Raw genomic sequence first — 12673 nt, forward strand, 5'->3', positions numbered from 1 at the left:
ACCCCACCCAACGCCCGCCTAACCATCCCTTCCCGCTTCCTGATCCCGTGACCACGTGTCGATGGAGTGACTAGGTCCGATCACACAAGGTCCTGCCGGTGCTGTTGCCGAACCCGTGCCAGCCCCTCCTTGAAGATGAGTGTGGGGGATTGCTTGTCGAACGTGGCGTGAGCGACGTGATCCTCCACGAGTCATCGCGCAGACGCCCCTGGACCTGCTTGGCTGGCAGCCATGACGTTCTTTCGTCGTTCCCAACCTGCCACGGAGCGCCCTGACCAGGAGAACGAGGTGCAGGTGTTTCTGGATGAGGGACGCCGGCTCCTCGATTTTCACTGGCGAAGGGGCGACGCGTTCGAACGCAAGTCGTTGGGCGTTCTCGCCTTCACCAGCGTCGTTGTCGCGCTTCTCATCACTAACATCAAGATCGTCCTCGAACTGCCTGGCCACTACCGCACTGTCGGCCTCGTGATCGGGGCGGCGGCGCTTGCGGCGCTCACCCTGAGCGCCGCCGCAGCGGCAGGCGCGCTGCGTGCCCGCGACACCAAGAGCGTCAACATTGCCGACGTCCGCAAGTCCTGGCAGATGTACCTCGACCGCACCGAGAGGGGTGACGGCTACTCCGATGCCTGGCACACCGCTGGGTTGAAACGAGAGCTGGCCGAGATGCTGCTGCACGGCAGGGCGGACTCGCAGAGCCCGGTCCAGTCGATGCGTGCCGACGCGGATTGCCGTGGCCGATGGTTCGTCTGGGCAATCTGGCTGAACCTGGTGTCGCTGCTCCTTATCCTTGCGCTGACCGTCACAACGACCGTGGGGACGCTTTCAATGACCAACGACCCTCGCCCGACCCAGCAGCCCGATCCAGCGCCGAAGATGCCTGCGCAGCCCCAGCCGCAGACTGAGAAGAAGGGCGGAGAGCTCGGAGGCGGCGAGCGTCGAGGGTGACTAGCCAATCCAGGTGACCCTCTCCGTTCGGTTCCTTTGGTGGTCAGTTCCTTAGCTTTTATCAGGCTTTTCGCCTGTGCACCGTGTTTCGGTCTGCGCTTCCCCCCCGTAGCTACGGGGGAAGCGCAGGCAAGTCGTGAGACCACATATTGACAGTCGGGGACTACTGGCGCTCGCGTCTCGACCATCGATCTTGGCGGGCCACCAGGTGAGACGTCGCCAGGGGATAAGTGGCCGTGTGGACAGAGCGTGGTGACCGGCGATGTTCGCTAAACTCCGGCTCGATCCTGTCGAGTGGGGCCGCGCCAGCTCATGATGTGAGTCTCGTTCGGCGTGCAACGTATGGGGGCCAGATGGTCGATGGCGTTCTGCTTCGTTTTCTCAGTAGCGGACTGGTTGATCTTGGTGGAGACGACACCAGGCTGGAGAAGTTGCAGAAGGTGGCCAAGGATCTCGCCGCGGCTCTGGGGAAGACCTCGTCGAAGGCCATCGCCTTCTCCCTGGTAGCTTTCGACCCGCAGACGCCTGACGACGAGCCGGTTGTCAGCGAAGTCGTGGACGTGTTGAAGAAGCATTGGGCGACCCACGCCAACGTGATCTCTGGTACGCCGACGCTTCTTGTCCGAGCGGTGCTGTTGGATGCCCTAGCACAGGCAGTGGCAGGCGACGAGTGCCTCGGGGTGGCCTTCGTCGGGCTGGCGCGCAACATCCTCCCCCACATGGAGGTGGCCGCTGAACAGGAGATCTGGGCAGACGTTGTCTCGGAGATAGAAGGCAGGGTGGACGCCAGGGCCGAGCAGGAGTGGGCAACCCCCTCGTCGATCAAAGTCTCCACACCGAAGATTCAGGTGCCAGAGTCAAGCCGATTGACCCTGAGGTTGGAGCCGGTCGACCGTGACCAGTTGGCGGAGCAATACCGGGCGGCTGCAGGCCCCCAGTCACTGGATGCACAAGGCCGAGCCAGCAGCACAAACGGTAACCCTCACGTACCCAACAGCACCCCGCATTGGGTGGCCGAGTTTGGCCCACGCATGGCCGAGGCCACCGCCGATGCGATTAATGCGGCCGTGAGTGAATCGATTGTTGATCAAGCGCAGCTGAAAGGAGCTTTGGAGAAACTGCTGACGGGCGTCTCAACCTATGTCGACGAGACACTCAAAGCCGTGAGCGCCGCCACGGGTGGGCTTCAGCGCCGGACCCACCTGTTGTGGTGGAAGGAGGCGCTATTTTCTCCGTCCACCCGATGCAGCTACCGTGACCTTTCACCTGAGGCCGCAGCGCCTCTAATGGCTTTCGACCTCCATCAGCAGATCCCTACGTTCTCCCCGGCGAGTGTGACAGCTTTTCTGTTCGAGGCTGTTCACAGCCTTCCTACTGTTGACCCGAGGAAGACTTGTTCGGTCCACGAACTGGTCGCGATGGCGCGAGAGGATGACGGGCTTGTAGCGCTCCGCGAAAACGGGGCTGACCTGGTCTCTTCTCCTGCAGGCCGAGGTCTGCTCCTGGCGTTGATCGCCCATCCCGAAGCCCGGGCCTCGCATGCCGAACGGGAGGAGTTTCGTCGGTTGACGGGCCTGGGGCCGGAGACGGAACTCACCTTGCCAGACTGGGCGGTCTGGGTGTTCCGCGAACTCCAAGCGGTCAGAGCAACGAAGGAACGCACGACCGGCAGTCGGCGGAGACGGAAGGGCTAGCCGGGATGGAGCGATGCGCGACGCACAACTGTTTCGCCCCCGGCATCAATTGCAGCCTCGGCCACGTCGAACTGGGTGATTGCCCTGCATGGACCGCCCAGCCCTCTCCGGAACCAGCGGAAGCCGAGCCGAGGGATCACGCGCTACTGCCGTGGTCAGGAAGCGTGTTGGGGCTTGCTGACCTAGCTTTCGTTGCGGGGCGCGCCCGCCCCGTGGTGGTCGGGATCATTGGGCCGGAGAACGCGGGCAAGACCACCCTGCTGGGGGCCTGGTATTTGCTGCTCGGCAAGGGCACACCCCAGCTTCGTGATCGCCGGTTTGCTGGCTCCTTGTCTCTGGAGGGCTGGGAGGCGGTTGCAGGATCGTTGCGCTGGTCCCCAGGGCAGTTGCCGGGCTTCCCACCCCATACAACCAGCCGAAGTGGCCGAGCCCCGGGCCTGCTTCACCTGTCCTTCTGGGACGCGGCCCATGAGCGCTCCACGGACTTTCTGTTCACTGATGCCCCCGGCGAATGGTTTCAGCGGTGGGCGATGAACCGTGACGCGCCCGAGGCCGAGGGAGCCCGCTGGATCGCCGAGCACGCCGATGTCCTGCTGCTCATCGCTGATCGCGACGCCCTCGCCGGCGAGCACAGGGGCGCGGCACGCGGTGCGCTGCAGAGGCTAGGCCGTCGGCTGGCCGCCGAGTGTTGGGAACGTCCTGTCGCTCTGGTGTGGACCAAGTCGGACGTCGAGATCGTTCCAGAAATGGAAAACTCCATTCGCCGGTCGGTGCGGGATCTCATGCCTCATGCAACGGAATTCTCGGTCAGCGTCCTCTCTGAGGTCGCCTCTGCCGGCTCTGACTGGATCGACTTGATGAACTGGATCTTGACATCGCGGCGGCCGACGGGCGAATTGCCGCCTCCCGCAGCGTTTCGTGACGACCCGTTGTTCTTGTATGGGGTGGGGCCAGATGAGCGTCCCTAGCGACTCGATCCTCCTCCTCGGCGAGAGCGGAGTCGGGAAGACACACTACGGCGCTCAACTGCTGCGTAGGCTTATGAATGGCGAGGGCAGTCGCCTGCGCATGGAGGGGCAAGCGACGAATCTCGATCCGTTCGAGGAAGCGCTTGCGAGCCTGGACGAGGGAAAGGCGGCCGGTCACACGGCCACCGCGACCTATGTCAACAGTCTCTGGCCTGTCCGAAACGATGAGGCCGGACAGCGAGCGGACCTTGTGTGGCCCGAGTACGGCGGAGAGCAGATCCACACCATGATCTCCTCCCGGCGTGTGCCAAACTCCTGGCTGGCGCGTATACGCCAGGCCCGGGGATGGCTGCTGCTGATCCGGCTTCAGCAGACACGGACGGGCGATGACATCTTCTCCCGGCCGCTGGCAGATCTTCGCAAGGCGTCCACCGGCAACCGGGAGATGCAGGTCTCAGATCAGGCTCGCCTCATCGAGCTGCTGCAAATGCTGACCTACGCGGCGGGGGCAGCCGGGCGGCGTCCCCTTGATCGGCCGCGGCTCGGAGTCCTGCTCACATGCTGGGATGAACTCGGCCTTGACCTGGCGCCGACGGCGGCGCTGAAAGATCGCATGCCCATGCTCTGGGATTTCCTCCGGTCCACTTGGCGCAGCCCATCCATCATGGGACTGTCGGCCTTGGGGCGCTCGCTCAGCGCGACCCGGCAAGATGCCGAGTACGTCGCCCGCGGCGCCGAGCACTTCGGCTACGTGGTACTGCCGGACGGGTGTCAATCACCAGATCTCACCCTACCGATCCACCTACTCCTACAGGACCTCAACCAGCAGCAAAACGGACAAGGAAACCCAGAGTGATCGTCGAACAGGCGGTGTTCGGCGAGGTGCGGGGCGCCCACGCGCTCAGGGCCTCAAGCAATGACAGCAAGGACGTCGGTGAGCTCGCCTCCCGCCTCGACCTGCCGGACACAGCACCGCCCGGCGTCGCTTGGTCGCCGTTCCTCCTCGGATTTGCTCACAAGGCCCGTTATGTGCTCGCACGCACCTTCCTGGACCCGGAGGCCAACAGGGCTGGGATGGTCCTCGCCCACGCGCTGATCACGCCCCTCGAGGAAATCATCACCGCATCCGATCTCCGGCCGCTCCTCGCCCTCTTGATCACCGAACCGGCTGCTCCCGCTAATCTACCGACGCTCGACCTCATGCTCGGGGACGAAATCCCCCCAGAAACTTCGGATTTGGCGGCAGCCGCGACCGCCCTCACCGCCACCGGGACTGGGCCCGTCATTCGAACAGGAAACGACGGCTTTGACAACCTGGTGATGTCGTTGTGGGGGAGACTTTGGCCGGAATTCCGCCGAAGCTTCGCCTTCCGGCTGAGCTTCGGCCCCGCCGACCTGGTGGAGACCCCCCGACCCGCACTGGTCTGCACTCCGCCCGCCCTGCTGGCGCGATGGCGAGGGCACCGGTTGCTCGACACACAGTCCGCGCACATAGCCTCGTCGGCCGCCGCCCTCGTCTGCGGACGTCGCGAGGGCGAGCCGTTGCGCACCTTCGCCGACGAAATGGCCGCGGACCTGACAAGCTTCACCGACCTCGCTCTGCTGGAGAAGGCTCATCAGTTCTCCGCCTCGGAACCGGGCACCATCAGCGACACACTCACAGCAGTTCGTCTGATTGATCGGCTCTCACCAAGCCCAGTGTGTGGCGCGGTCGGCAAAGCGAACTTGATCGACCGCCTGGTGCAACACCTCAGCCAAGCCTCAGCACAAGACCTCCTCACCTTGCGCAACCTCGACCCGCAAGGCTTCAGAGCCACTGAACGCCTGTGGACGGCACTGTCGCGGCGGCTGGCACAACACGACTTTCCCCCAGCTCAGGACAAGGCCTTTGTCAGGATGATTACTGACGCGGCAGAGGAGTCAAAGAGCACTCCAAGCTGGCGGAACGCAGTATTGAAGGGCTTGTCGGCCGCCGCCCGCACTGCCGACCACCTTGCCAAGGCCTTGTGGCGATGGGTCGAGGCCGACCCCGCCATCATCCGCCCGGCGTGGACGGCTATTAACCCTAACGCAACCATGCAGGACGTACTGGCCGCTACCGCCCCTCGTACGCTGAGGCTCCAGGCCGCCCAGGAGATCCTTGAGCTCTCCCGCGAGCAGGGTCTCCACCGGCTACATGGAGCGACCGCTGCCGCCGCCTTCAATCCGGCCGCCGCCGCCCGCCTCCAAACCTCGACCGAACCGGCCCCCCAGGCCGAGGGCATTCGCCTGGCACTTGCCCATGCCACACCGGCCGAGGTCGTCAGCTGCGCCATCAGCCTCGACGACTCGCGGATCATCGACCTCGCCGCGGAACGCGTGGCTAACACCCCTGCACTCCTCGCCAATGTGGACCTTTCCAATCACACAGCGCAGGCGATCTGGTCGGCGAGCCTGAAGCACAACGTCGACGCCTGGCGAGGGCCCACCGATCCACGCGCAGTATTCGACACAATCCTTCTGGACCTGCTCGATGGCTACCCGCCACCAGCAGAACTCATCGCCCACCTATCGCTCACACCCCTAGCAGATCTCACCGCTTTCACCCGCCGCAGCGAACTCTGGCCAAGGCTCACCCATCCAGCCCGAACCAACATGCTCCGTGCCACCGCCAGAGGATGGCTCGACCAAGCCCCCGGCACCGGGCCCGCACCAGAACCAGAACTTCAGGTCACGATCATCGACCACCCGGACCTCGACAAGCTGCTAACCCAGCTCGCGAGCGATGGCGTCAGCCAGGCTATCCAGATCGTCGTGCTTCTCGCCGGCTTCAGCGAACAACGGTTCCTGGCCTGGCTTCGCATCGCAGCAGCCCGTACACGTCCGTTCTCTATGGAAGAATCCGAAGCGATCGGCCGCTTGACACAAGAACGCCGATGGCGTCACGTCCCTGCCAAGCTCCTGTCGATGCTGCGCCAGGGGCGTCAGGACGTCCGGCCGGCGTTGCGTGCCTGTCTGTCGCTCGTCGGCTGGTGGGATCGCTTGCGATACGGCCTCTCGGCGGTCAGCGCGGACGAAAAATGGGCGTCACTCGAAACACTAGCCGCAAATCTCTACCCGACAGGTCCCGGACATAACGGACTCTGGGAACGTTCCGGTGGGCGCGACTCTGATCTCATGTGGAGCATGAACGGACGAGCTCAGTGGCAACACTCCCTAACCCGAATCCGCCTCGGAGGCAGGCCGCCAAGCATCAGAAGCCTCCTGCAGGAGATGCGTGAAGATTTTCCCGAGAATCCCAACCTAAGCCTTCTGGTAGACGACTGCGAATTCCGGGACGCCACGTAACCTTTTCCCTGCGTTGATGTGGAATAGAGCGGTGAATCCATGACTTTCGACAACGGTCACGCATTGGTCATTGCCGTCGCTGAATACCCCGAGCAGGCAGATGTGCTCCCCGGTGCGGTGGTGAACGATGCCCGGGATATTGCCACAGTTCTTCAGGATCCCGGATACTGCGGCTTTCGTCCCCATCGCGTCCGGATGCTGGTGAACCACCAGGCTACCTTGGATACCATCCGGACCGAACTGAGCGAACTGGCGTCGTCCGCAAGTCCGGACGACACTGTAGTGGTATTCTTCTCCGGTCACGGTGCCCGGTTTGGCACAGGCTTGACCGAGACCAGTTCCCTCATGCCTTTCGACTATCGTGCCGAGGATCTCCCGGGTACCACTCTGCAGGCCGCGGAGTTTTCCGAAACGCTCGCCAGCATACGAGCGCGGCGACTTCTTGTTCTTCTGGATGCTTGTCATTCGGGCGGCGCTGGCACGCTCAAGGAAAGCCAAAGCGCACAGGCGCGGCCAGGATTCGACGAGAAGTCTCTTCAGAAACTAGCCCAAGGCGTCGGTCGTGTAATTATCGCATCGTCGCGGGCGAGCGAAGTGTCCTTCGTGCTGCCCGGTGCCCGCAACAGCGTCTTCACCGACAACCTGCTCCAAGCGCTCAAGGGCAGGGCCCAAACGAAAGGCGACGGCCTCATTCGTGTCTTCGACATTTTCAACTACGTCGCTGAACACGTCCATCGTGCCAAACCCGAGCAGCACCCCACCTTCAAGGCTTCAGACCTTGAGGACAACTTCCCGGTCGCCCTCGACTTGGGGGGAAAGAAGACACCAGCGCACATGACCCCCACTTGGCCGGACCAGTGGCGCGCCCTCGAGGAGATCATGGCGGATCTTTATCCCACCGGGCCCACCGATCAGGATATATGGGCACGAGCTGGCGGTGATATTTCTCGCCTCACACTGACCGGAACAGGGCGAGCGGCCTGGTTCGCGGCACTTCGCGTTCTCCGACTGGGCGGTGGCGGCCACGAAATCAACATCCATACACTGCTTGAAGCCGCTCTTTCCGATTTCCCCGACCACGCTGGACTCACAGCCTTGGCGCCGTCGCTATGACTACCGGCACCGCGGTAGGCCGAAAAGACTCCTCATATGGGGTCTCCCGGCTGGGGAGGCGAGGGCGCGTGGGGGAGACTATGGCTTTAAGGGTCAACTCCAGTGGCCTTGGCCGTCGCCTCGCGATCGTCCAGGCGACCAAGCCTCGAGCCTCGCACAAAGTTGCGCGGGGAGCGTTTGCATGCCCCTGCGGGCCGATCGGTTACCCGGCAGTATGTCGGTGCACGTGGTTACCGTGAGCGGATGCCCGCACGGTCCAACGACTTCCAAGCGGTCGTCTACTTCGTCAAGACCCAGCTCGCCGCCGACGCGACGGTGGTCGAATCGGCCAGTCTTCATGATCGGGTGACCGGGCAGATGCGCGAGCTTGACGTTCTCATCACCGGCCACATGGCCGGTCACCTACTGAGCATCGGCGTGGAGTGCCGAGACCGGATCAGGAAGGTGGAGGTGGGATGGGTGGAGGAGATGCACTCCAAGCACGCTGATCTGCCACCGACCGGCTGTGGGCAGAGCCTGAATCAGGCTCTGCCCACGCCCCGGCTCTCCACGCCCACGCGGCAGACGATAGCCCGGGCGCGGCACATCACCGAGCGCAGTCGCAGTCCCTACGCACGCGTCACTCGCCGCCGATGATTGCTTGCTAGGTGATAACCCGGCGTCCAAGCTCATGTACGGAGGTAGCGCGACCACGCCCAGCATCTGCTCCACGGGTACATGCAAGGACAGGTTCTCTCAGCTGTGACACCGCAACTGCGCTGAAGACCTGGGGTGTCTTTGTGGCGCTATAGCTCAAACGAACCCGAATGCCAGGACCATAGTGATCGAGTTTGGTAACCCGCTGGGAAGAATCGGTTGAAGGAGATATTCTGCAACGTTCTGCGTGATACCAGGGGTGCGGGGTGAGGGAACATGGCCGACTCATTCGAGGAGCTGGCGGCGCGGTCGCGGAACTTCGGATTCTTGCTGCAGCATGAGCCGCTGCTGGTGGCAGACGGGGCCACGGCCGAGTCGTACATCTACAGCGACCCGGACGCGGCTATGGGGAAGGCGCGGCGGTTCACCGAGACGCTGGCAAGGCTGCTGGTAGCGCGCACGCAGACTCCGGTGCACGGAACGACGCACCACGCCAGAATCGTAGCCCTGGGCACGGCGGGTGTTCTGGTGCCCAGTATCCGGCAGGCATTTGATGAAGTCCGAATCTCCGGTAATCGGGCTGTCCATTCGCACTGGGGAGACGTCCAGGCGGCCCTGTTGTGCGTACGGAACTGCTTCGAGCTGGGGGTGTGGTTTCACAAAGCTGCCAGCGACGACCCCGCCCCCTTGGGATTCGTTCCGCCGCCTGCCCCCGCTACCGAGACGCCGGCGTCGGCGGCCGAACGGGCCGAGTTGGATGAGCTGCGGCAGGAGCTGGAGCGTCTGCGGGAACGGCTGACCGCGGTGAAGGTCAGCCGGGACGGGCAGGTGTCCAAGCTGGAGGCGGAGGCCCGCGCGCGCCGGCAGACCGAGCAGGAGCTTGCCCAGGCCCTGGCCGGTCAGGAAGCGCTGCGCGCGTCGGTGCAGCGGACGCAGGAGCAACTGGCCGAGGCTCAGAAGCGGTTCGCCGCCCAGGTCGCCAGTGCGCCGAAGGTGCGGCCGGCCGACCGCGATGCGTTCATCTCGCGGGCTCAGCACGCAGCCGCCAAGCCGCTGACCGAGGCCGAGGTCCGCGAGCGGGTGGATGAGATGCTGAGGCTGGCCGGCTGGGACGTCCAGAACGCCAAGGGCACCAACCTGTTCGCCGCCCAGGGCGTGGCCGTGCGCGAGGTGCCCACGGCGAAGGGCGTGGCCGACTACCTGCTGTGGGTGGACCAGAAACTCGTCGGGGTGATCGAGGCCAAACGCGAGGGCGTGATCTTGACGCCGGTGGAGACGCAGTCGGCCCGCTACGCCGACACCCTGACCGCCTCCCAGCAGTTCGCCGCCTGGCGGATCCCCCTGCCGTTCCGCTACGAGACCACCGCGGTCGAGACGCACTTCACCAACACCCTCGACCCCGCCCCGCGTGCGCGGTCGGTGTTCAGCTTCCATCGGCCCGAGACGCTGGCCCGCTGGATGCGCGAAGCCGACACGGAGGACGAACCCCCCACCCTGCGGGCCCGGCTCCGCGAACTGCCGCCCCTGGACACCCGGGGGCTGCGCGCCGCGCAGGCCCGCGCCATCACGGGCCTGGAGCAGTCGCTGGTGCGTGATGAGCCGCGCGGGCTGGTCCAGATGGCCACCGGGGCGGGCAAGACCTACATGGCGGTCACCCAGACCTACCGGCTGTTGAAGTACGCCAAAGCACGGCGGGTGCTGTTCCTGGTCGACCGCAACAACCTCGGCAATCAGGCCTACACCGAGTTCGACAACTTCATCACCCCCGACGACGGACGCAAGTTCACCGAGCTGTACAACGTCGAACGGCTCGGCGGCGCCGTGATGAAGGACTCGACCAAGGTCGTCATCTCCACCGTCCAGCGCCTGTACGCCCGGCTGCGGGGCGAGCCGGTGGACCCCGAGGTCGAGGACGAGAGCTACGACAGCTACGCCGCCGACAATGTCGTCGAGGTCGCCTACAGCGCCGACCTGCCCCCCGAGACCTTCGATCTGATCATCATCGATGAGTGCCACCGGTCGATCTACGGCGTGTGGCGCCAGGTGCTGGAGTACTTCGACGCCTTCTTGGTCGGGCTCACCGCGACCCCGGTCAAGCAGACCTTCGGGTTCTTCGGCCAGAACCTGGTCAGCGAGTACACCTACCGCGAGTCGGTCAACGACGCCGTCAACGTCGACTTCGACGTCTACCGGATCCGCACCCAGCACGCCGAGCAGGGCGCCACCATCGATCGGGGCACCGTGGTCCCCATCATGAGCCGCCCCACCCGTCGCAAACGCTACGAGGAACTCGACGACGACCTCACCTGGACCGGCACGCAACTGGGCCGCAAAGTAATCAGCACCGGGCAGCTCCGACTGGTGCTGGAGACCTTCCGCGACCGGCTGTTCACCGAGATCTTCCCCGGCCGCAGCTACGTCCCCAAAACGCTGGTCTTCGCCGTGGACGACAACCACGCCGAGGAGATCGTGACCATGGTCCGCACGGTGTTCGGCAAGGGCAATGACTTCTGCAAGAAGATCACCTACAAGGCCGCCGACCCCGACGCGCTGATCGCCGAGTTCCGCAACTCCCCGGACCTGCGGATCGCCGTCACCGTCAACATGATCGCCACTGGCACCGACATCCGCCCGCTGGAGTGCGTGTTCTTCATCAACGAGGTCAAGAGCTGGGCCCTGTTCGAGCAGATGAAAGGCCGCGGTGCCCGCACCGTAGACCCGGCCGAGCTCCAGCAGGTCACCCCCGACGTGCAGGCTAAGACCCGCTTCGTCATCATTGACGCCGTCGGGGTCACCGACTCACCGCGCGTGGACGCCACTCCGCTGGTGCAGCACAGCGACAAGCAGATCAACTTCGAGGCCCTGCTCAACAAGGTCGGAAGCCTCACTATCACCCCGGATGAGGCCTCCACCCTGGCTGGACGATTGGCCCGCCTGAACAAGCAGATCACCCCCGACGAGCGAGCCGAACTGGAGAACCTGGCCGGCCGCCCGCTCGCTGAGGTGATCGCCTCCGTGTCCAGCTGTGCCGACCCCGACACCCTCCAAACCGCCTACGGCGACGGCGGCCCGAAGGGCAAAGCCGCGGTCCACGCCCTAGTTGTCCAGGCCGTCCGGCCGCTGGCCGAAAACACCGAACTGCGCCAGCGGCTGCTGGAGATCCGTCGCGCCCACGACATCTACTGGGACGAGGTCAACCGCGACACCCTCATCGAAGCCGCCGCCCAGGACCCCAAGTTGCGCGCCCAGGAAGTCGTCACCTCCTGGCGCTCCTACCTCGAAGAACACCGTGACGAGATCACTGCGATCGAGGCCGCCTACCGCAGCGGACAGCCCGGCCGCGCCGCCTACGCCAAACTCAAGGAACTCGCCGCCCGCATCGCCCGCCCCCCGCACGAGTGGACGCCCCACGAGCTGTGGAAGGCCTACGAACAGCTCAACCTCGCCGCTGGCAAGCGCGGCAATCAGCACGGGCCCGTCGACCTCATCGGCCTCATCCGCTACGAGCTCGGCCTCGACACCGAACCCAAACCGCACCGCAGTGTCGTAGAGGAGCGGTACGCTGCCTGGCTTGTGAAGCAACAGCACGCCGGAGTCGAGTTCACCCCAGACCAACGATGGTGGCTGGACCACATCTGCGACGTGGTCATCACCCACGCCGCCATCGACCACACCGAACTTGACAAACCTCCCTTCACCGACCGCGGCGGCATCGACGGCTTCCTGACCACCTTCGGCGACACCAACGCCGAAACCCTCCTAACCGACCTCAACCGGAACCTCACAGCATGACCGACCTCCCAAATGGCTGGGCGTGGGCAACTCTGGAAGACCTGCTCGCTGTTGAAAAGCGCCCGATCACTGAACCTTTTTCATCCTCGGGTGATCTCGTAGTTCTGTAGGACGGCGATGGCCTTGACGAGGTGGCCGGCCTTGCCGGGGCTGCAGCGGAGCTTGCGGAGGATTCGCCAGCTCTTGAGCTGGGCGTTT

8 protein-coding genes and 1 pseudogene are annotated in these 12673 nt (G+C 64.5%); 8 read left to right on the forward strand and 1 reads right to left on the reverse strand.

Annotated features, from left to right (window positions below):
* Window positions 1-288 precede the first annotated feature (288 nt).
* From E1266_RS29110 to E1266_RS29145, 8 genes are all read left to right on the forward strand, one after another.
* Complete coding sequence (locus tag E1266_RS29110) at window positions 289-945, forward strand: hypothetical protein (protein ID WP_132052435.1); 657 nt, start codon at window positions 289-291, stop codon at window positions 943-945.
* 353 nt (window positions 946-1298) lie between these two features.
* Window positions 1299-2639, forward strand: a complete 1341-nt coding sequence (locus E1266_RS29115) for a GTPase-associated system all-helical protein GASH (RefSeq protein ID WP_132052437.1) — start codon at window positions 1299-1301, stop codon at window positions 2637-2639.
* A gap of 212 nt (window positions 2640-2851) precedes the next feature.
* Window positions 2852-3607, forward strand: a complete 756-nt coding sequence (locus E1266_RS29120) for a hypothetical protein (protein ID WP_207945973.1) — start codon at window positions 2852-2854, stop codon at window positions 3605-3607.
* On the forward strand, window positions 3594-4463 hold the full coding sequence (locus E1266_RS29125) for a hypothetical protein (RefSeq protein ID WP_132052439.1): 870 nt from the start codon (window positions 3594-3596) through the stop codon (window positions 4461-4463). Before E1266_RS29120 ends, E1266_RS29125 begins: the two co-directional genes overlap by 14 nt.
* Window positions 4460-6934 carry an effector-associated domain EAD1-containing protein gene (locus tag E1266_RS29130; RefSeq protein WP_132052440.1) on the forward strand — a complete coding sequence of 825 codons (2475 nt, stop codon included), beginning with the start codon at window positions 4460-4462 and terminating at the stop codon, window positions 6932-6934. The genes E1266_RS29125 and E1266_RS29130 overlap by 4 nt, the downstream gene beginning before the upstream one ends.
* A gap of 39 nt (window positions 6935-6973) precedes the next feature.
* Window positions 6974-8047, forward strand: coding sequence for a caspase family protein (locus E1266_RS29135; RefSeq protein WP_132052442.1), 1074 nt, complete (start codon window positions 6974-6976; stop codon window positions 8045-8047).
* Window positions 8048-8290: 243 nt separating this feature from the next.
* Window positions 8291-8683 (forward strand): hypothetical protein, encoded by a 393-nt coding sequence (locus E1266_RS29140; protein ID WP_132052444.1) that lies wholly within the window; start codon window positions 8291-8293, stop codon window positions 8681-8683.
* A 276-nt stretch (window positions 8684-8959) separates the two neighbouring features.
* A complete protein-coding gene (locus E1266_RS29145) occupies window positions 8960-12475 on the forward strand; it encodes a DEAD/DEAH box helicase family protein (RefSeq protein ID WP_132052446.1) in 3516 nt (1171 codons plus the stop codon).
* 80 nt (window positions 12476-12555) lie between these two features.
* On the opposite strand, the pseudogene E1266_RS29150 reads toward E1266_RS29145, so the two are convergent.
* A pseudogene (locus E1266_RS29150) lies at window positions 12556-12673 on the reverse strand (IS5/IS1182 family transposase); the annotation flags it as partial.

Origin of the sequence: Actinomadura sp. 7K534 (genome assembly GCF_004348575.1) — a bacterium.
Lineage (GTDB): Bacteria > Actinomycetota > Actinomycetes > Streptosporangiales > Streptosporangiaceae > Spirillospora > Spirillospora livida.

What these genes read in the sequence shown, in the direction of transcription:
- E1266_RS29140 (WP_132052444.1), top strand. Translation starts at nt 8,291, where the DNA reads ATGCCCGCACGGTCCAACGACTTCCAAGCGGTCGTCTACTTCGTCAAG.
- E1266_RS29135 (WP_132052442.1), top strand. Translation starts at nt 6,974, where the DNA reads ATGACTTTCGACAACGGTCACGCATTGGTCATTGCCGTCGCTGAATAC.
- E1266_RS29115 (WP_132052437.1), top strand. Translation starts at nt 1,299, where the DNA reads ATGGTCGATGGCGTTCTGCTTCGTTTTCTCAGTAGCGGACTGGTTGAT.
- E1266_RS29145 (WP_132052446.1), top strand. Translation starts at nt 8,960, where the DNA reads ATGGCCGACTCATTCGAGGAGCTGGCGGCGCGGTCGCGGAACTTCGGA.
- E1266_RS29125 (WP_132052439.1), top strand. Translation starts at nt 3,594, where the DNA reads ATGAGCGTCCCTAGCGACTCGATCCTCCTCCTCGGCGAGAGCGGAGTC.